Here is a 20,011-nt window from a genome sequence, read left to right as displayed (position 1 = left end):
CTATGGCAGGTACTCGCGCAGGCGCTGGTCATTGATCATTGCGAAATGGGATATCGCCAGTGAAATCACAATCTCATCGACCATCGAGGAGTTTCTTGCCGATCAGCTCGGCGCGGATGTTTCCATGCGCTCACATTCGAGCAATCGCGGCATGCAAGGGACGGTCAGCGCGGATGCTGAAGACAAGCTGCTCGACCGCTTTCGCGGCCATGGCGGCTCCATTAACGAAATTCAGGCGCCCCAGACGCCGGCGAACCTCGGTGCGGAAGGCATCTGATAGCGCCAGGTCGAGCGTTGTCGTCACACGATCCGACTCCGAGTACCGTAAGCAAAGACCCAGGCCGGCAGTTTGGGCATAAACGGCGCGAAGATGCTGATCGTCCATTTCCGGCGCCTGGTTGGGCACGAAGATCGAGGGGATCCCTCCCAGGATGCTCTCATGGAAGCTGTTGTACCCCGCGGTGGTGACAAGAAGATCGATCGCGCTGGCGCACTCAGCCAAGGGGTAAACGCTTGTGCGCAAAACGCTCGGCCATTCCTGCTTGGGAGGTGGCGCCAACGGATTGAGGACCTGAACCGTCTGCACATTCCGTCTGGCCAGATCGGCGAAGATCAGACTGGGGAGATCCTCCAGGTCGAAATTGCGTTGCGAGCCCAGTTGTACTGCAACCGTGAAACGGTCCGGGTTGACGCCAAGCTTGGCGGCGGCTTCTCTCCTGGGCAGACCCGAACCGGGATCCAACAGAAGCACAGGGGGAACAGCAACTGCCCCGGGCATATCGCGGGTCGGACCATGGTCTTCGTCATGCGCAAATTCCCCTGGTTCGATCACCATGTCGAATATGTCCTGGACGCCCGGCTCGAAATTGTGGGAAAGACGCCACAACGCACGTCGGATCCAGATCCAGGCGAGGTCGCGTCGGCATTCGGCAACGGCAATTAACCCTGGAAACGGCCTGTTTCCATCAAACACCACCGCCGAGGCATCAAACGCCTCCACTGCCGTCACCAGCTCCTGCGCATAAGCCCTGTTCCAGCTTTCATCCGTTACGCCGATTGCCAAACCGGAAGGAGTATAGTCAACAGCGTGACCTCGCGCATGGGCCAACGCCGATCCGGCCGATCGAGTAAAGAAAATCGGATCCGTATCATCGGGCAGCCGCTCTGCGATCGCCATCAGTCGTGTGATATGACCGAGCCCGATGCCGTTTGTCGCCACAAGTAGCACTCGGCGCTTTTTGCCTATACGTCGCGGGGCGGGTTCAGGCGTCACACTTTCGGCAGTCTTGCCAGGTGAACAACCGCTGCCCGCCGTCCGGCTGTTTTCGAGCCAAGAAGGTCTGCGAAGCTCGAGATCATCATAGAGGCGTGCCATGCGTTGCGGATATTGATCGATCGCAAATTTCCTTCGGACGAGCTCCTTCGCGGCATTTGATTGTTGGAGATAGGTCGAAGGAGAGGCAATGAGGCGCTCGATGACGCTTCGCGTTTCTGCAATGTTGCAGTAGACCGCGCCATCTTCGAACAGGCTTTCAAATGAAGGGTCAAGCACTGTCACCAAACCGCTGGCCATTGCTTCTGCGATAGAAACTCCGAAGGCTTCCACCCATTGCCGGCTGTGAAAATAGACATAGAAATCAAGGCGTCTGAGAAAGTCTGGGACGCTGTTTTGCGCGAATGGACTGATCTGCCAGTTCGAGCCGATCCACGGCTGGATTGGCTCTGGGACACCGCCCAACACCTTGATGGCGAAATTGGGTGCGTCGGGGTAAGCGGCGCGCAGGTCCTCTGCAGAACTGGGCCATTTCGCCGGGTCTCCCCTCGTGTGGCGTCCCAGATTCACGATACGTGCCGGAGCTGATCGCTCCGGCGACGCCCATTCAGCGGCGTCGACCATATTATACAAATCGTGTCGGAGAAGCGGAGAACTGTCGGTCCCAATACTGTTGAACTGCGACCGGACCTTTGGCCCGACGGGAGCGAACGCGACTGGAACACCAAAGAGCCTGTCCAATACGCGTCCCACGACCGTTAGATCGTATTGCGGAGCGCGATTACCGTCGAACAGAGGATGATGAACCACGCAAACGACACGGTGAGGTCTTAAGCGCACCGGCGAACTCGGCATACGCTCAAACACTGCAGGATGGTGAGCCAGAAGAATGTCGCAGGTTGCCTCTTCCGACCCTGTTAGCCAGACGGTATTCGATTGTTCAATTGTGGTGGCCGTGCGACTGTCGAAGACGCCTAAGTCGCGGGTGCGCTGTCCGAGGATGGGCAGTAGCCCACAACTCACTTCCCACTGTCTCGCCGCCTTGAGCTCGGCTCTCAGTGCGCTCGACGTACCGCCAAGAAATCGTGGGTCGGCAGCATGAACAACGTCAAAATGCATCAGCCAACCCCGAGATTATTTGCTGCACCCGGAATACCCTACCCTCAAATGAGCTTGAACCCGGTTTCAAATACCCCGACGCAGCGAGACATTTCCACCGCGCTGGTCGCAGCCTCGCGAGGCAGAGAACAGAACGAGCGCTAATAGGCTGATCCGCGGCCCCAGCCCCGTTCGGATTGGGTGTCCAACTTCCGTACCGCAACAGGTTGCCGTTGAACCCCCTTCTTCATCTTTTCGACCGCCAAGTTGCCGTAGCAACTGCGAGGATGCTTTGCGAGGAAAGCCTGATAGGATTGACGCGTGTTCAGCTTTTGTGCCCGGCGCCAATCGGCAGATTCAGCTCGACTCGGTGGCGCACTTTGACAGTTACGGGCATTGGTTGGCGCAAAGGGTTGGTACGTCCAGGACGGCACGCATGCCGTCAAAAAGACCGAGAAAAGGACGGAAACACGTTTCAGCATGCGAGACGCTCCAATCCGGGATTTAGGCTAAAAACCTACAAGGAAGAGTAGAATAACTGTCGCCAAATAACAAGCTCCGCAGTTCGCACCGACGTCCACGCGCCCTCCTTGCGACGAGAAAACTATTCCAGTAGCTCCGAGCTTACTGGCACAAGCTTTCTCGATTAACGCCGTCAAACATCGTTCCCTAAAGGGCCGGCGAAACCGACCCGGACCGCAGTCGCGAAGGGGCAGTGCCGGGGCGCGGCACTTTCGTGTCGCGGTTCCTTTATAACAACTGAAGCCTATGTGCCTGCCCATGACTGCCCAACAGAGGATCTAGCATGACTGAAAATAGCTCCGCCAATAATTTCCCTCCCGGGTACGAACTGCCAAAGGTATGGCATTGGGAAAAAGGCAACGGCGGACAGTTTGCCAACATTAACAGGCCCATTGCCGGCCCCACCCACGATAAGCTTCTGCCTGTCGGAACGCATCCCCTGCAACTCTACTCGCTGGCAACTCCGAATGGCGTGAAGGTCACTATCATGCTGGAGGAACTGCTTGCGCTCGGCCGTAGCGGAGCGGAATACGATGCGTGGCTGATTAGGATCGGCGATGGTGACCAGTTCGGTTCCGGCTTTGTGGAGGTCAATCCAAACTCGAAGATTCCAGCACTGATGGACCGTTCTACAGCTGAGCCGACACGGGTGTTCGAAAGCGGATCAATCCTTCTTTATCTGGCAAGGAAATTTGACGCCCTGATACCACAGGAGCACAAGGCACAGACGGAGACGATGAATTGGCTGTTCTGGCAAATGGCCTCGGCGCCCTACCTCGGCGGCGGCTTTGGCCATTTTTACGCCTACGCTCCAATGCATATCAAATATGCCATTGACCGTTTTTCGATGGAGGTGAAGCGTCAGCTTGACGTGTTGGACCGTCATCTTGAAGGCAACCGGTTCATGGCGGGCGACGAATACTCGATTGCGGATATCGCAATTTGGCCCTGGTACGGGAACCTCGCGCAAGGAAAGGCATACGGCGACTCCGCAACCTTCCTTGATGTTGAGACCTATAAGAACCTGCAGCGCTGGACTGCTGAGATCGCAAGCCGGCCGGCGGTCAAGCGTGGCCGCATGGTCAACCGGATCAACGGCGATCCTTCAGAACAACTCCATGAACGACACGATGCCTCCGACTTCGAAACGCAAACACAGGATAAGGTAGGCTAGAGGCAGAGGGGCCGTCTTTAATCGGTTGGTTGCGAAGGTTTTGGCTGCAGGCGCACGTCAAACCTGCCGATCTTGATCTTGCGCTTCCAGCCGTGCCCTTCGAAGTCGCTCGCTTTTTTCTTCCCTTTTTCGGCGCTCTTCCTCCGCATTCTGGCGAGCGAAGCGCGTCGTTTCTTCGAAAGCATCGAGCCGTTGCTGCCTGCTCGACCTCGAGGATTTTCTGTTGCCGTGCTCTGTCATTTCCATTCTCCTCGCGGGGGTCGTCGTGTCATTCGCACTCCTGAGCCGCATCCCATGGTGTCCAATCCTGCATACAGCAGTTGCAGCGCAGGATGCTCGCGCGCCGATGAATAGATGTTCACCTGCTCTTGTCTGCGCGAGAAAAGAGAAACGTTCTGCTTCACAAACCGTTCAGTGCGGCACCGTACGAGCGCTTTGACTGCTAGATAGGACGATGCCACCTCGAGGAAATGGCCACTGTCGAATTCCTCAACCTCGATGAGGCAGCTATGTTCCACGTTCTGATGAGATGGTTGCGGCATTCAGATCATCGGTGCCAAATGTCATTCGCAATTCATGTGCCGGCTCGGGCCAAGACTCCGATAAAGCGCTTCTCCTGCTTTTGACGAATGCAATACAATACCCGTGCAACCGCGGCTCTTCAAATACGCAACAGCCTTGGACCTAAGCTTCGTGGCAACGCCTAATCCTCTAAACTCCTGCTCGACCCAGAAACCAGAACCACGTGACGCCCATCGCCTCGATCTCGAGGATCCAGCGATCTCCTGTCCTTGGATTGCGATGCGTCGCACTCCTATCGACACAATTGTCGTCATCAAACTTACCGACGCGTCGGCGTCGGGGTAACCGAGCAACAATCCGGCGTTAACGCCCAGCGGAAGCGTCGCTAGCCTGGTCCAGGCAGCAACAATCGAAGGAACCGAAGAAGTTGGAAATGGAGATCATTTCGGCTCTGATGGCCACATGCTTGCTGAGGCTGCCAATCACCTCCTGTGCCAACGGGATCAATGGTTTCGGGGATGATGCAGCAAGTACTGTCACTGACGCAGAGCGCCGTGTCGGCAACCCCGCAGCGCGCTAACAAAAGAGGCTCGCCACGAGATACCTGAGGCGAGCCCTTAGCATGTGATGTTGCGCCACGATAACCTACCCGCGACAACTGAAAATCTGACGCATAAAGATTAAGTAACTACTAAAATGCAAGCGGAACACAGTGTTTATGCACTGCGGCTGAGATCGACCATCATCCTTAAAAAACCACGACGTTCCCAGGGGCCTCATAGCTTCGGGCTTTTCGGCCACACCTTCAGCCCGGATGTAGATCCATTTCAAGTTGCAAACCATTTTCAATGGACGGCTCCCCAAGCCGGGTCATGCGCGCCCTTACGGCGGTTGCCTTACCACGGCCGTCATCAGATGCCAGGCTGGCGCTTGGGTTTCATTTCCGCTGACCCGCTGATCTGGACCGTATTACGCGACGCGGTATGCCAACCCAAGGCACAAGCCAGAGATGAAAAGTATCAATGCGATTGCGAACTTCGTTCGATCAGTGAAGGCATAGAACGAGCCCTCGGGAGGCGCTCCGTCGATACTGTCGGCGGGTATTTCCTCTTCTCGTTTTTCAGGATCGCCCGCTAATGGCCGCAGGTCGCACGGAATATCGGCAGTTGAAACGACGACCCGTCTCACGCTGGCCTCATCAAACTTCACAGAAAAGGAAATCTCCTTGCTCTCTTTGATCGTCAGCAAGGCTCTCCGAGCGGCGGCCTCCTCGTTTTCGGCTTCGACAAGTGACGTGTGCATCACGAGATAATGTGGCATTCGATCCCTCTTGCTGTGCTGTTCGACGGTGATCGGCAACTCCACCGGCCACGTCAAGCGCTAGAGCGTGATAATGTGTGCCACTGACCCACAATCCGGTTCCACGCCAGAGCCGGTCGAGAATGAAAGATCATTGCGCCTGCCTCGGACGGATTAGGGTGCGCTACATATCGGCGGCCAATGCCGTCGCGGCTTCTCCAGCGTGCTAAGCTTTTTAGGTACTCCCGTCGAAACATCATTGCTTTCTGCGCCAACCACGAGCCCAAGACGCTGCGCCAACATATGCGCATCGGCAGGCGCTCGAACTTCAACGTTGTTGTCGAAATAGAGGTAAACATCCCGCCCCTTTTGGGACGGGGAAAGCGGCGCGGTAACCCATTCCGCGTAAATGGGCTCTTCGCCGCGGGCCCATGCAGTAACCCGCTCCGCCCAGGTTTTCAAAGCGTCATCGTCATTGCCGCTGACATAGAGTTCTTGGGACCCATAAAGGCGGCAATAGACAAAGTCGGCCGTACGTCCAGCCAGACAGCCAATGCGAACAGCCCCAAGTTTCGTCATCGTAAGAAACGACAAGAGGAAGCTCTTGTTCCTGCACGCCCATCCACTTTCCGGGCCTGCGAAAAATGCGCATCACGAATAACCGAGAACCACGACTGATGACCCTAATGTCCAATAATGCGACCTAGCATTCGATCCTGGACATTTTCTGGTCCGACTATTAACGCGGCGATTGAAGTTGCGCGTTCCCGCTCGGCGTAGTTATTGATGTATCCCTCTAGCAGGATGACAGGACCCAGCATCTTAATCGTGATGGCAGAGCTATCCAGATCGGGGTCGGCGGACATTGCCGCTTCAACGGATGCAATAGTCGCAGCCGAACTATGACCGCTCGTGCAATGCTGTTCATGGCTAAAACTGTCTGATCCGAACTTCATCGACTTTTCTCCTTCTGTTCCCTTAAGAAACAGTCGAAGGATCATTAAGTTCGGGCGTTGGACTTAGGTCTGAATGAGAGGCGACGACCCATCGCTCACCCAAGCTGGACGCTGGATCACGGGCATCTTGTCGTGTTCGAGGAACGGAGTGCGGGCACCGTTGAACGTCACCGCATCGTTCGAAATGGCATAAGGCCAGTTACTTGATCAATTGCTTCTCACACGGATAGAGCCGTCTACTGGTCATTGAGAAATGATTGAGCCGCGGGACGAGCACAGTCTATTAGCTGGCCTTTTTCATCTCGCTCTGATCATCGGGCACGATATGCAGACCGGCTTCGTGAGCCGCCTCCACGAAGGCACAGCGCGCCGTCTCAGCATCGACATAGCATTCGATGGCTTCCACCGACCGCCAGAGCGCGCTGTGGAATGCTTTTCCATTTGCAGGCCACTTCCCGCCCACAAGCATTTGAGCCAATTCTTGGACCGTCTCGGCATGACGATAGTTGCCTGTGCCGCCGATTTCCACTGTCAGGGGCCTGATGAAAACGGGAAGAACAGCGTCCATTGATGAACTCCTTGCCAGGTGCAGCGTCAGCAAATGGTGGAGTGGTTCGCATTCGTCTAGGTAAGTCGAGAAATTTATTCCTGCGGTAATGAAAGGATGACCTGAGTTAAAGACCTGCAAGAGTCATATTATTGATTATTTCAATGCCTTATCTCGAATACTTCCACTGACTACGCAAGCAGGCTTCCACGTCGGCTCAGTGGCGTCGATAAACTGAAGGCTAGATGGCCGGCCGAACCCTCAATGGGGAAGACTAGCCTTCGCTCAGCCGACATTGATCGCGGAGATCGAGTTTCGCCGATTGTCTGGAGATGCCAATCTCCGCCATGCATTGGAGCCGTGAGATCCAGGACAATGTTGCTGTCCATGGCCGAGAAAATACAGGCTAAAACAGGCAGGGCGCTCGACCCTTGCGGGGAGCGCCCTGCCAAACCCGGACGACCGCAGCCGGCAGAAATCTGCTCGGCAAGGATCATCGAAACGGGTAGTGAGGCGTTATTTGGTGTGCGCCGGTTCTTTTTCAAGCTCTTCCGTCCGTTCGAGTTCAAAGAAGTAGATTCGGGATTCGCCTCTTCTCGTCATGGACTATTGCCGCACTCTCGGCGCCGGCAAACCGCATGATCCTCAGGCAAGCCACCCGACCGCTCGCCTGAAGACCGCGCCGCAGATAGGAGAACAGGATCCGCGCGGCGCCCGAGCGCCCGAGCTTGTGGAAACGAAGTGCCAGGCGAAGCGGTATCCGTGCTGGATCGATGGCAATCAGGCGCCGCTTGCGCGTCCCAAACAGTAATGCGTCCGCACGCGCTTTGCGCCAATGCCGACATTGCGCATATCGGGTAAATCATCGTGGTTGCCGGCCCGCGAATTTCGACGATCGCAAAAGCTTGCTTCATTCTTAAAGGGCACAGCCCTCGGCCCCGCCTTTATCGCCTTGATCTGTGGAGACGACCGTCCGTGCGTGCCATCAGTAGTAAGGCGAGAAACACGCCTGTCGTGGGCCATAATAGGGCTGGAACGTGTTGTCATAACTCCTGTAGGATCGATAACGCGCATAACACCAGCGCATATGCGCATTGCCACCGTAATACGCTCTGCGATAATATCGAGGCGTATAATAAGACGGGCCGTAGTAACCCGGATCGTAGTAGTCAGGCGCGTAATAGTTCGGCTGCGCCAGCAATCCGCCGACTATTGCGCCTGCCGCGAGACCGCCGAGCGCCCAGCCCCACCCCCCGTTGCCATGATGGTGATAGTATCCGCCGTTGTAGTAACCGCCGTGGCCGCCATGATAGTCCACCGGCTGCGCCCGCGGGGAATCGATCTTCGGGGCGACGATGGTGGGGAATGCCATGGCCGGCGGGACGCTCGCCAACGCCGTCGCAAGCGACACGGCAACGAATGCTAGCCTTTTCATCGGCTTCCCTTCCGTCAACTTTGCAGTCCACCATTATACCGCGGAAAGGACGATGTCGCACTTGATTTCCAGTGGGCGGTCAACGGTCCAGAAGGGCTGTCTTTTACCTCACTGCTCCTATGATCGCTCAAGGCCAGCTTGGCCAGAACCCTGTAATCCAAAGCGGCCCGCGATCGCGAGAGAAGCGCAGGCGTTGCCTTCGAAGAGCTAAGCTTGTCCCTCTCTGGCATAGGAGATTTCGTCCTGTACAGGATGCTGGGTGTCCAGTTGCGCCCTGTTAGAGCCGCACCTCTCAAAGATACCACGTCGCGACTGTCATCAGGTTAGCTGCGTCATCACCTTCCAGCCGGGACAGCCCAGAGTAACAAACCCATCGATCTGCAGTATGCCGGCATCGGCATCGACGATATATCCTTGTCACCATACGCCAGGCGGGCCAATGACAGGCGATCCGTCACCGCAGTTCAATATTGACAGCCTTCGGGCCTTTTCCTCTGTTATCCGGTTCCGTGTCGAATGAGACTTTCTGCCCCTCGCGGATGGTCTGGATCCCAGACGCCTGAAGAGCCGAGATGTGCAGGAACACATCGCTGCCGCCCCCCTCGGGACTGATAAAACCGAACCCCTTGTCTTCGTTGAAGAATTTCACCGTGCCCGTTGCCATTATAACCTCCAGACTAAGAATACGATCAACATGGAGCCGACGTGCAGCCTACGCAAGCGGAAATATGGGCCTCATCCGCTGGTCCAGAGGCTGCTCTCTGCCAGGATATTTCGCCCGACCTATGACTGCCGAAGGCCCCCTCGCCGCTTCATTGTTGTCGACCGATCGGAAGAGGTTTACGTTTGCGACGATATCGGGACGTGACTTACTGTGTTTTGCGTTGTGGACCAGGCGCGGTCTCTCGGCAATCCCGCGCATCGTTGGCCCACGACGCAGCTTCAGATTGACCGGCGTCTCGTTTCCAGTTGGAGGCAACTCATGGGTCAGATGATGAAGGCTGCTGTCGTTCGACAGTTCCGCACACCCCTGGTGATCGAAGATGTGCCAGTGCCATCTCCGCATCCGGGGCAGATACTCGTCAAATACGAGGCGACTGGCGTGTGCCATACCGACCTCCATGCAGCCAATGGGGATTGGCCGGTGAAGCCGAGTCCACCATTCATACCGGGGCACGAGGGCGTTGGCTATGTTTCGGCAGTCGGCGCCGGTGTCACGAGAGTGAAGGAGGGCGACCGTGTTGGCGTGCCCTGGCTACACAGCGCGTGCGGCTACTGCCCGCAGTGCCGAACCGGTTGGGAAACACTCTGCGCCTCGCAGTCGAACACCGGATACTCCGTTAATGGCACCTTCGCCGAGTATGGGCTCGCTGATCCTGAGTTCGTCGGCACACTGCCTGACCATTTGGAGTTCGGCCCCGCTGCCCCGGTTCTTTGCGCGGGCGTCACTGTCTACAAGGGATTGAAAGAGACAGAGGTGCGCCCAGGCGAATGGGTTGCCATTTCGGGCGTGGGAGGCTTGGGTCACATGGCCGTCCAGTATGCCAAGGCGATGGGCATGCATGTCGTCGCCGCCGACATCTTCGAAGAGAAACTGGCTTTGGCAAAACAGCTCGGGGCGGACGTCACGATCAACTGCAAGGCTGGCGACGCCGTCGAGCAGGTTAGGAAGGCGACCAATGGCGGTGTACATGGGGCTCTCGTTACGGCGGTCTCCCCCGCCGCCATGGAGCAGGCCTTTGGCTTCCTGCGATCGCGTGGGACGATGGCACTCGTCGGCCTGCCACCGGGGATGATATCGCTGCCTGTGTTCGAAACAGTCCTGAAACGCATAACAGTTCGGGGATCGATCGTCGGTACGCGCCAGGATCTGGAGGAATCGCTGCAATTCGCGGCCGAAGGAAAAGTCATACCTCATTTCTCCTGGGAGGGTCTCGAGAGCATCAATGACATTTTCCACCGTATGGAAGCGGGAAAGATCGACGGTCGCATCGTCATGAGATTGTAACGCTTGTACCAGCCAACCGGCGGTTCCGATTTTGGACAACAGGGTTCGCAAGGCGGCATTGCGATCGGAAATCTTGCGGGGGGATCCGCTCAGTTGCGAAACGACCTTAGGTAGCTCAGAACCGTGCCGCTGCGGGAGGTTTTCACTCCGACAGCCGGTTCGAGGCATAGCAGAGCCAATGACCTTTGACCCACGGAAAGGTATCGCCATGAACAAGGGCTTGTTGTCTGATGCGCGTGACGGACTATCCAGAAGAGATCTTCTGCTGGTGGCGGGAACCGCCGCCGCGACGATCGCCAGTTACAGCAATGGCGCCAAGTCCGCGTCCCAGCCGGATGCATTCTCAATCAAAGACGTGAAACAAGGCGAGGATATTTTTACCTACATCTCCAGAATGAAGGGCAGTTTTGAACCGACCATATACCAGCAGATTATCGGTGCTGCCAATGAGTTCAAGGAGGGAGATCAAGCCATCGGCGTTGGCGCCGACAACGATGCGACGCGACGATATGCACGCATTCTGTTGACGAATACCAAGCTCGCAGACCTCTACGCGAGGCCATTATTTCAGGATGATCTGCAACAACTCATCTGGCAGACCACCGACCAGGCCCAGTACGAAAAGGTCAAGGACTGGACCATGGGCGAATTGAAGGAATTTCTTCTCGCCGAGCCAGAGGACGAGATTAGGGGTGTCATGAATGGCCTGACCAGCGACACCATCGGCTGCGTGCCGAAATTGATGAACAATGAAGAGCTCGTTTCCGTCAGCCGAAAGATCTTTAACGCAATGCCTGGCACCAAGCTTGGCGCGAAGGGATACATGGGCGCACGCATCCAGCCCAATTCACCGACGGACCATCCCGACGACATAATCTGGCAGGTCTTCGACGCATTTTCGTATGCCACGGGCGACATCGTCATCGGCACCAATCCTGTTGACAGTACGGTCAACAGCGTCGCCACGGTCGAACGTGCGCTCAAGGACATTGTCGACACCTTCAAGCTGCAGGATGTGATCCCGTGGTGCGTCCTCTCGCACATCGATGTCCAGGCCGAGGTAGGCGACAGCTTCCCCAAAACCGTCGCGACGATGTTCCAGAGCCTTGCGGGAACTGACGATTGCAACAAGATCTTCGACATCACGATCGACAAGATCCTGAAATATGCGCGGGCGAAGAAGGGGCAGCGATATGGCCTCTACTTTGAAACCGGACAGGGCTCGGAATTTACCAACGGGGCGGCGAACGGCGTCGACATGATGGTTCTTGAGTCACGAAAATACGGCTTCAGCAGGGCTGTAGGATTGGAGCTTGCCAAGGTGCAGCCCAAGGGCGCCTGGCTTCACGTCAATGATGTCGCCGGTTTCATCGGGCCGGAGGTTTTCAAAAGCCGAGACCAACTCGTGAGATGCTGTCTCGAAGACTTGGTCATGGGCAAGCTCCATGGCCTTACCATCGGTCTGGACATTTGTACGACATTGCACATGACAGTGAGCCTTGATGACCTGGATTGGTGCCAGGATCAGATTATGCCGGCCAATCCCGCTTATCTGATCGCGCTGCCAACGAAGAACGACCCGATGTTGAGCTACCTCACCACATCGTTTCAGGATCACGTGCGCTTGCGCGAAAAGTTCGGCTTTAAGGTCAACGATGCGATTTGGGACTTCTACAAGCGGCTCGGCGTGGTGGGTAAGGACAACCGCTACACGGCGAATTATGGAAATCCCCTTTGGGTGTACTTCCAATATCGCCTGGCCAAGGGCGACAAAAGATCGCGTGAGCAGGTCTATGCGGAAGGCCGGCAGAAGATGCGGGAGATTGAGAAGCGAGGGGTCGACATTGCCACAGGGCATGGAAGGAACAGATGGGATCTCAATCATACGCTTTCGACCAAGGTCAAAGGCTTGTACGAGGATGCGAAGCAGTCCCTCTGGACCGAATTCACGCCCGAGTTTATCGCCGGCATTCCCGATGCCGTTTCAGTGCACACACAGTCCAGGGATCGCAATGACTACATAGCCCATCCCATGAGCGGCGAGATGTTGAACGCGGAAGGATTGCGGGACGTCGAAAGACTGAGAGATGCCTGGGGAGAGGATATCCCTCAAGGTCAGATCGTCATTTCCGACGGACTAAATGCAAAGGCTATCATGGATGATGGACATCTTGCACCGTATCTCGAGGAGATGCGCCGGCTGCTGGCCACAGCTGGCGTCGCAATGAGCAACAAGAACATTGTTGTTACCAGCGGAAGGGTGAGAGCCGGATACAGGATCGGGGAGGTACTTTTCGCAAGGGCAAATCCCAACAGCTTCCGAGGCATTCTTCACATCATCGGCGAGCGACCAGGGACGATGCATCACGCCTATTCCGTCTACATTACTGTCGCCAAGGGCAAGCGATGGTCCGAAAAGGATATCGATCACGACATCACCAAGCTTGTCAGCAATGTCGCGGACACGGCCCTGCCGCCCAACGAAGCCGCCAGAGAAACACTGACCATCATCAGGGAAATCGTCGGACGGAATGTAAACGGCAGCCGTCGCTACGGGGAATAGAAAGGCCGCGTACGGGTGCTCCTCTCCCCGTTATCAGGACCGCAGGTCCAGACCCGATCAGTCGATCCTCCGGCCCACGCGCACCAGGTGTTCGTCCGGATCGGACACGGCAAATTCGAACATGCCCCATGGCTGCTTGACTGGTGGATAAAGAAGCCTGCCTTTTAGCCGGGCCGCCAGTTCTTCGACATCGTCAGCGTAGAAGTAGATGCCGAACGGGCTCTTGCCGGGAACGAGCCAGTCCTCGGCAGCTTTCGTCAGGTGGATTTCGGCGCCTCCGTCGTCAGTCAATATCACGTAATCCACGTAGTCCTCAGAATCCGGATCGCGACGGAAGCCCAGCAGGCCGTAAAAGTCTTCGCTCGCAGCGAGATTGTTGCAAGGTATAACGGCGACGACCCTTCGCTTCTCGGACATATGTAGGCTCCAGCTTGTTGTGACGGATATCCGAATAGCACCGGAGGCCCTTTTGGGAAAAGATCGAAGCTAGCTCCAATGGGCGGTAATGGACATAAGCGCGCCGACTGCCATTTTATGGATCGCTTCACCAATTTTCCTCCGGTGAACCAAATAAGAACGTGCGCGAAACAAAGGACGGTCACAGGATACCATCCCACGCGGCGCCTTAGACCACCGGGAGCTCCGCCTCTCCACCGCCTCTCTGGCACGCAGAGTGTAACCAGCTTTTACTTCACCAGGTTGCGCGCAATCTGCACAAGCGCACCATCACTGGCATCCGACGTCCCTGTTTGACTTCCAGCCTCAAGCCAACAGACGTTCATAATTGCCAGAATATCGTCATCCGATTGATCCACACCAGCCGCGTCGAAGTCTCTCCGGATGATGGCAAGGATATCGTTGCGGTTGACGTCCGCTGCCCCTCTGGCAAGCTCATCCGAGTATGCTTTCGCGTTTTCGTCGGCGAGCGCCAGTTTTTCCGCCGCCCAGATACCAACAAGCTTGTTGCGCCTCACCATTCTCATCACATCTATCCGAAGGCTAGCCATCGAAAACCCTCCGTTGCGTGTCTGCCTGCATCATATCCTTGTCTGCGATCCCGACAAAGACGATGAATGGAACTGGCCCTTGAATAATACGCTGCGTGCTCGGCGAACTTTCTCTGGACGCAGCGCCAGCTGAGGGCTGGAATGGCGTGGCATTTTCTCGATTTTAGTCGGAACAAGGGGCAGCGTTGCTTGTTTGATGGCGGCTTCTTTCGTTGCCGTTTCCTTAATGTCCAAACGCTCTCTTCGCCCCGTTTGTGCTCAGGCGGGGCCTTTTTGCCTGACCAGCATGATCCGATGCCAGAGGTTTTGATTACACTCGCGGTCACCGTCGCCGCTTATCGTTATACCGATGGCCCGAAGTTACAACAGTCGCTCCTTGGGTCGGCGGTACGGATGACTATCTAAACCTGATCCATCAGCGTTTCTGCCTGAACAGGAGTGCGTAATCCGCACACTGTGAACCCGTGGCAGCCTAACGCAAACAATTGTCTTCGGGCAGCAAGATTTCGACCGGCCGAAAACGGTACTGGTTTTGCGCGGAGACGAAGTAATTGAGTGTCAATGCACGGCAATGCGACCGGAGGGCTGGGATCTGGTTGCATTGCCGGTTGTACTGCGGCCGGATGGGTCCTTCCGTTCAATCAAAGCGCAACTTGCAAAAGTGCCCCCGTGCAGAACGGCTGACGGTCGAAGATGCGACCAATCTGCTACGCGCACCGAGGAGACCGGGAAGTCTCGCCATCGCGCCCGCCCGCAAAAACGCCTCTGGAGGAGGAACTGATGTCAGCGAGAACGCTGCGGGAAGAATTCGAGCACCTGTCACGCTTCGTGTGGGTGTCGTGGAACAACAGCGGTCGCGAGCAGGCTCTGCTCGTGGCCCGCAGCTTCGCCGCCGACTTCCCCTTGGTCGGCACGGCCGAAGACTTCATGCGCCGCGCCGAAGCAATGCGACAGGAGCCCGGCAGGCTGACCCAAAGCTCGACGCAACCGCCCTCCACTCTTTCCGCCATCTGCGCGAAAGCAACGGAATAGCTGGGCCATTGCGCAAGCAGATCAGATGGCGACGTCGGCGCCATGCGACGAACGGCACGTCACAAGGGCCGACTGGCAAGTCGCGCGTATGTCACCGGGATAAATGAGCCTGACAGGAACGTGAGGTTCGGTCCGAGTTTGCGTATAAAAAGAAGAGCATCATGGTGTTGCTTCGACTGTCGGGATTTGGACAGGAGCGCGCCGAAATTCAAGCGGGCTCTTGCCTGTCCAACGGCGGCAAGCGTGACTGAAGGAGCTCGGATGGTGAAACCCCAACAACCAGGCAATCTGGGACGCCTGAAGATCGTCTTCGAGGTAACGCATCGCAAGCTCACGGCGCATTTGATCCAGGACCTCACTAAAGCTTAGGCCCTCGGCCGCCAGTTTACGAGCAAATGTCCTCTCACTCAAACCAAGTCGTTTTGCCACGGTTCCTATGGACGCCTCGGCATGCGGCAACAGTGGCGCAATATTGTTTTCCACGATCGTTCGGAACCGGCTGGTATTGGCCATGCGGGTTGTCATCGCCTCGTCGCACATCTTCAGTATCAGTTCGTTGAGAAATGGGTCGTCTCCAACGACCGGGAGCTCTAGCGTTCCGGCGTTGAAAATGATTTCATCCGTTTCTGCTCCGAATTCGACCTCACATCCAAATACTCGCCGGATATAGGTCAGGTCGCCAGTTCTATGGTGAACAAATCTCACCTTGTGCGGCGAAAGATCCCGTCCGACGAGTTTGCGGCAGAGGCGCACAAGGGCAAATAACAGCAACTCCATGTTGTGCTGGTCGCGATGCCTCTGCACCCCCGTGTAGGAGACTTCGACAGAACATGCGGGCTTCTCCTTAAGCCGCACGACGAGTGCCTCGTTTCCAAGGCGGACATATCTTCCAAGGCGCGTGAAAGCGTCATTCAGATCGTGTGACGAGGCCATCACGTAGTAAAGCATCCCCATTTCACGCAAGTCGCATTCCTTGGCCAAGGCAAGACCCATCCAAGCATTCTTCGAAACATGAGCGACCAACTGCAGGAAATGCATTTGCGCGGTGACATGAATTCGCCGGCGCTCTGCGATCGCTGCGCTTGAAAGGCCAGACCGCGACAGCAAAGGCGCAACCTCAATTCCAGCACGTTCCAGATGCTGAACTGCCAGGCGCGTGGCCAGTCCCCATGAAGTTGGTCCATTGATCAGGTTTTGAATGTCAGGTTCGCGTTGCCCGGCCATGAGCGGTGTCCCCCCCGAAGCTGCAATACTGCCATTGTTTGTACTTGTTCGCAAACTTCAACCGGTGGCATTTCCTTTCTCTCGCACCTGAGAGATGTGGCAGCTGCCGCAAATTAATGTCAGCACATCACAAGCCGAGCGATTCTCAACGCAATATAACCGCCGACAACGGGTAAATGTCGATCGCACGATTGAAACGCCGCCTCACAGTCGAGGGGTACCGGTTTCGTGCGCTTCTCGTGGGTTGGATTGATACGATGCATCTAGCAGTCCATCAGTTTTCCCGGCGGACCAAGTGGGGGGTATGGTCACCGCCGGGATGTCGCCGCCGCTCGTGTCGTCATCGCAACGTCCACGGTGAGGCGTTCTGGGAGGAACGCGCAGACCGAGTGGCGGCGGCTCCGGCGCAGCCCCCCAAATCGACCGCGAAGCGCCTGACAGCATCCATTTTCTTCCGCAAACAAACGGCAAAGTGCGATTACGCGACCGCCTGCGCGACAGTAATTTTAACGAGCGACCCGCACATGTCATCAGGATGAGTACCGGCAGATGCTAGGGGCGATCCGTGAGCGCAACGTCGAACTTGCCGATGAACTTGCGCATGCGCATACCCCTCAATTCCAGCAGAATTTCATCAACTTCATGCGCGAGAACTACACGACCGACGTGACACTGGGGCCGCTCAAAGCTGCTGAGTGATCACGACGATCTCAAGCATAGCGACTATGGGACCGGGTCATAATATGACGCATCCGCCGGCATCATGTGCTTGGAGCCCACAAGCCCCAAGAGCTTGTCAGCACCGCCCTACGTCATGGCGTGACCTGTTTGCCATAGAGCCTGCTTGCCCGCAGCAGACGCTGCGAATAGGGATGCTCGACCGCACCTTGGCGCAAGCGCTCGATCTCGACTTGTTCAACGATTTCGCCAGCTTCCATGATTGCGACCGTGCTGCACATGTGGGAGACGACGGCCAGGTCATGGCTGACGAGCAGATAGGTCAGGCCGCGATCTTTCCGCAGATCGTCCAGAAGATTGAGAATTTCCGCCTGGACTGAGACATCAAGCGCCGAGGTCGGCTCGTCGAGAAGCAGAACGGCCGGGTCAAGAACCAAGGCGCGGGCGATCGCAACACGCTGGCGTTGCCCACCAGAGAGCTGATGTGGGAACCTGTAGCTGAGTGACGGGTCGAGCCCAACCGAGCGGAGAACTGCATCGACATCAATTGAATTGGTAGCAAGCCCCTGATTGCGGAGCGGCTCCTTGATCTGTGAGCGGATCGTCTTGCGGGGATGGAGTGATCCGTAGGGATCCTGAAACACCATCTGGACGCGCCGGAAAAATGGCCGGTCGCGCCGGCGGTCCAGCGTTTCGCCGTCCAGTCTGATCCGTCCCTCGTATTGTGGATTGAGGCCGGACAAGGCACGCAGCACCGTTGATTTTCCACAGCCAGATTCGCCAACGAGCCCAAACGCGGCGCCCTTTCCAACAGCAAGGCTGAGATTTTTGACGACCGGCCTTAGGCTGGCGCCGAAGCGGACTGTGAGGTTGCTGATTTCAATCACCGCGGCAACTCCAGCACGTTGTCATTTAACCAGGCCGGGTCACGCTTCAGGATCGGCAAGCGGGTGGGCGGGTTTTCGATCGAGGGCAGCGACGCAAGCAGACCCTGTGTATAGGGATGTTTTGCGGATTCCAGTTCGCGGGCCTTGAGGACCTCAACGACCCTGCCGGCATACATGATTAGGACACGGTCGCAGAAGTTTCGAACGAGGTTCAAATCGTGGCTGATGAAAATCAGACCGAGGTTACGGCGCGCAACGAGCTCATCCAGCAATGCCAGGATTTCAAGCCGCACCGTGACATCAAGCGCCGAGGTTGGCTCATCTGCGATTAAGACTTCGGGCTCGGCGATCAGCATCATGGCGATCATCACGCGCTGGCCCATGCCGCCCGATATTTCGTGCGGATAGAGGCGAGCCACCTTCTCAACATCTCGGATCTTGACCGCATCCAGCATCGCGAGCATCTGCTCGAAGGCCTGTTTCGCCGTGGCTTTGGGATAGTGAAAGCGATAGGTTTCGGCGATCTGCTCGCCCACCCGCATGACGGGGTTCAACGAAAATTTCGGGTCTTGCAAGATCAACCCGATCCGCCGTCCTCTGATCGTCATCATCGCGCGCTCGTCGGCCTTGAGCAGATCCACGCCTTGAAAAGTCATCTGCTGAGCGCTGACGATTGCGGTCGGTGGCAACAGTTTCATTATCGCGCGACCAACCGTGGACTTTCCCGATCCAGACTCACCAACGATGCCGAGTTTTTCCTGTCCGAGTGAAAAGGTGACGCCGCGCACGGCCCTCACGGTTCCGTGGCCGAAGGCGATCTCGAGATTGCGAATATCGATAAGTGACGTACTCATTGCGAACCCCTCGGATCAAGAACGTCGCGAAGCGCGTCGCCGACGAGGTTGAACGCAAGGCTGACGAGGGCGATTGCAATGCCGGGTGCTGCAATGACCCATGGGCTGTCGAGCATGAATTCGCGGCCGGTCGCCGCCATCGCCCCCCACTCGGGCCAGGGGGGCTGCGCGCCAAGGCCAAGAAAGCCGAGGCCGGCTGCCGTAATGATGATGCCCGCCATATTCAGTGTCACGCGCACAATGACGGAGGGAATGCACATCGGCAGGATGTGACGGGTGATGATCGTTGCAGGCGTTGCTCCCTGGAGCCGCACGGCGGCGATGAAGTCGGCCTTTCGCAGGCTGAGCGTTTCTGCGCGCGCAAGGCGTGCAATCGGTGGCCAGGCCGTGAGCGAGATCGCGATGATGGCATTGGTAATGCCCGGACCAAGTGCTGCTGCAAACCCGAGCGCCAGCACCAACCCCGGAAATGACAGGAAGATGTCGGTGATGCGCATCAGCACTTCATCGACAATTCCGCCGAAATAGCCCGAGCAGGTACCGATTAAAAGTCCCATTGGAGCGACGATGACGGAGACGAGAATAATGATATAGAGCGTCGTGCGGGCGCCGTAGACAATACGGGCGAAGACATCCCGGCCGAAATTGTCGGTCCCGAGCCAGTGCTCCGCGGATGGTGGCGAAAGGCGTCCGGCCATGTCCTGGACGATCGGATCGTAAGCCGTCAGGAGTGGCGCGGCGAGCGCAACAAGGATCAAAAGGACAATGATTGCCAACCCTGCCAGGCCGAGCGGGTGAAGGCGAAACTTCAGCCAGCCCTGATGGAATTGCTGCGCGCTCGATTGAAACCAGCCCTGGGGTTCGGGCGCGCACAGCCATTTGCGAAAGCGGCCGCCGTCGATGCGGTCGGCTTGTTCTGTGGACATCGTCAT

General features: G+C 56.8%; 18 protein-coding genes and 2 pseudogenes. 5 read left to right on the top strand and 15 right to left on the bottom strand.

Going from position 1 to position 20,011, the window contains the following annotated elements:
• Positions 1 to 130: 130 nt before the first annotated feature.
• On the bottom strand, positions 131 to 2,392 hold the full coding sequence (locus C934_RS0108855) for a glycosyltransferase (RefSeq protein ID WP_026371680.1): 2,262 nt from the start codon (positions 2,390 to 2,392) through the stop codon (positions 131 to 133).
• Between the two features lie 784 nt (positions 2,393 to 3,176).
• Between C934_RS0108855 and yghU the strand changes: the two genes are divergently transcribed.
• On the top strand, positions 3,177 to 4,067 hold the full coding sequence (gene yghU / locus C934_RS0108850) for a glutathione-dependent disulfide-bond oxidoreductase (protein WP_018856357.1): 891 nt from the start codon (positions 3,177 to 3,179) through the stop codon (positions 4,065 to 4,067).
• A gap of 563 nt (positions 4,068 to 4,630) precedes the next feature.
• Here yghU and C934_RS36415 read toward each other — a convergent pair.
• The 8 genes and pseudogenes from C934_RS36415 to C934_RS0108800 form a co-directional block, all read right to left on the bottom strand.
• Entirely contained in the window at positions 4,631 to 4,903 is a 273-nt protein-coding gene (locus tag C934_RS36415; RefSeq protein WP_156828735.1) for a GNAT family N-acetyltransferase, read from the bottom strand.
• A 655-nt stretch (positions 4,904 to 5,558) separates the two neighbouring features.
• A complete protein-coding gene (locus tag C934_RS0108835) occupies positions 5,559 to 5,909 on the bottom strand; it encodes a hypothetical protein (protein WP_018856354.1) in 351 nt (116 codons plus the stop codon).
• A gap of 153 nt (positions 5,910 to 6,062) precedes the next feature.
• Positions 6,063 to 6,467, bottom strand: coding sequence for a DUF72 domain-containing protein (locus tag C934_RS0108830; protein WP_018856353.1), 405 nt, complete (start codon positions 6,465 to 6,467; stop codon positions 6,063 to 6,065).
• A 104-nt stretch (positions 6,468 to 6,571) separates the two neighbouring features.
• Positions 6,572 to 6,844, bottom strand: coding sequence for a BON domain-containing protein (locus C934_RS0108825; RefSeq protein WP_018856352.1), 273 nt, complete (start codon positions 6,842 to 6,844; stop codon positions 6,572 to 6,574).
• 283 nt (positions 6,845 to 7,127) lie between these two features.
• A complete protein-coding gene (locus C934_RS0108820; RefSeq protein ID WP_335326784.1) occupies positions 7,128 to 7,532 on the bottom strand; it encodes a DUF982 domain-containing protein in 405 nt (134 codons plus the stop codon).
• A 465-nt stretch (positions 7,533 to 7,997) separates the two neighbouring features.
• A pseudogene (locus C934_RS35595) lies at positions 7,998 to 8,214 on the bottom strand (hypothetical protein); the annotation flags it as partial.
• A 162-nt stretch (positions 8,215 to 8,376) separates the two neighbouring features.
• Positions 8,377 to 8,826, bottom strand: a complete 450-nt coding sequence (locus tag C934_RS0108805) for a BA14K family protein (RefSeq protein WP_018856349.1) — start codon at positions 8,824 to 8,826, stop codon at positions 8,377 to 8,379.
• Positions 8,827 to 9,280: 454 nt separating this feature from the next.
• Positions 9,281 to 9,490 (bottom strand): cold-shock protein, encoded by a 210-nt coding sequence (locus C934_RS0108800; RefSeq protein WP_018856348.1) that lies wholly within the window; start codon positions 9,488 to 9,490, stop codon positions 9,281 to 9,283.
• Positions 9,491 to 9,808: 318 nt separating this feature from the next.
• Between C934_RS0108800 and adhP the strand changes: the two genes are divergently transcribed.
• Both adhP and eutB read left to right on the top strand, forming a co-directional pair.
• Positions 9,809 to 10,834 carry an alcohol dehydrogenase AdhP gene (gene adhP / locus C934_RS0108795; RefSeq protein ID WP_018856347.1) on the top strand — a complete coding sequence of 342 codons (1,026 nt, stop codon included), beginning with the start codon at positions 9,809 to 9,811 and terminating at the stop codon, positions 10,832 to 10,834.
• 208 nt (positions 10,835 to 11,042) lie between these two features.
• Positions 11,043 to 13,397, top strand: coding sequence for an ethanolamine ammonia-lyase subunit EutB (gene eutB / locus C934_RS0108790; RefSeq protein WP_018856346.1), 2,355 nt, complete (start codon positions 11,043 to 11,045; stop codon positions 13,395 to 13,397).
• Between the two features lie 57 nt (positions 13,398 to 13,454).
• Here eutB and C934_RS0108785 read toward each other — a convergent pair whose 3' ends face one another.
• Together C934_RS0108785 and C934_RS0108780 are read right to left on the bottom strand one after the other, a co-directional pair.
• A complete protein-coding gene (locus tag C934_RS0108785) occupies positions 13,455 to 13,814 on the bottom strand; it encodes a VOC family protein (protein ID WP_018856345.1) in 360 nt (119 codons plus the stop codon).
• A gap of 269 nt (positions 13,815 to 14,083) precedes the next feature.
• Positions 14,084 to 14,380 carry an ATPase inhibitor subunit zeta gene (locus C934_RS0108780; RefSeq protein WP_245267926.1) on the bottom strand — a complete coding sequence of 99 codons (297 nt, stop codon included), beginning with the start codon at positions 14,378 to 14,380 and terminating at the stop codon, positions 14,084 to 14,086.
• Between the two features lie 804 nt (positions 14,381 to 15,184).
• Here C934_RS0108780 and C934_RS0108770 point away from each other — a divergent pair.
• Positions 15,185 to 15,436, top strand: coding sequence for a hypothetical protein (locus C934_RS0108770; protein WP_018856342.1), 252 nt, complete (start codon positions 15,185 to 15,187; stop codon positions 15,434 to 15,436).
• Between the two features lie 159 nt (positions 15,437 to 15,595).
• Here the strand turns inward: C934_RS0108770 and C934_RS0108765 are convergent, their stop codons facing one another.
• Positions 15,596 to 16,660, bottom strand: coding sequence for an AraC family transcriptional regulator (locus C934_RS0108765; RefSeq protein WP_018856341.1), 1,065 nt, complete (start codon positions 16,658 to 16,660; stop codon positions 15,596 to 15,598).
• Between the two features lie 534 nt (positions 16,661 to 17,194).
• Here C934_RS0108765 and C934_RS0108760 point away from each other — a divergent pair.
• Positions 17,195 to 17,359: pseudogene (locus C934_RS0108760) on the top strand (GntR family transcriptional regulator); the annotation flags it as partial.
• A gap of 113 nt (positions 17,360 to 17,472) precedes the next feature.
• On the opposite strand, the gene C934_RS0108755 reads toward C934_RS0108760, so the two are convergent.
• The 3 genes from C934_RS0108755 to C934_RS0108745 are packed head-to-tail and all read right to left on the bottom strand — an operon-like array spanning position 17,473 to position 20,011.
• Positions 17,473 to 18,225, bottom strand: coding sequence for an ABC transporter ATP-binding protein (locus C934_RS0108755; protein ID WP_018856339.1), 753 nt, complete (start codon positions 18,223 to 18,225; stop codon positions 17,473 to 17,475).
• Positions 18,222 to 19,079, bottom strand: coding sequence for an ABC transporter ATP-binding protein (locus tag C934_RS0108750; protein WP_018856338.1), 858 nt, complete (start codon positions 19,077 to 19,079; stop codon positions 18,222 to 18,224). Before C934_RS0108750 ends, C934_RS0108755 begins: the two co-directional genes overlap by 4 nt.
• The gene (locus C934_RS0108745; protein WP_026371677.1) at positions 19,076 to 20,011 is read right to left on the bottom strand and encodes an ABC transporter permease; all 936 of its coding nucleotides are present in this window, start codon (positions 20,009 to 20,011) and stop codon (positions 19,076 to 19,078) included. Before C934_RS0108745 ends, C934_RS0108750 begins: the two co-directional genes overlap by 4 nt.

The sequence above is a fragment of the Rhizobium sp. 42MFCr.1 genome (assembly GCF_000377185.1).
Lineage (GTDB): Bacteria > Pseudomonadota > Alphaproteobacteria > Rhizobiales > Rhizobiaceae > Rhizobium > Rhizobium altiplani.
This window is presented reverse-complemented; position numbering and strand designations above follow the sequence as displayed.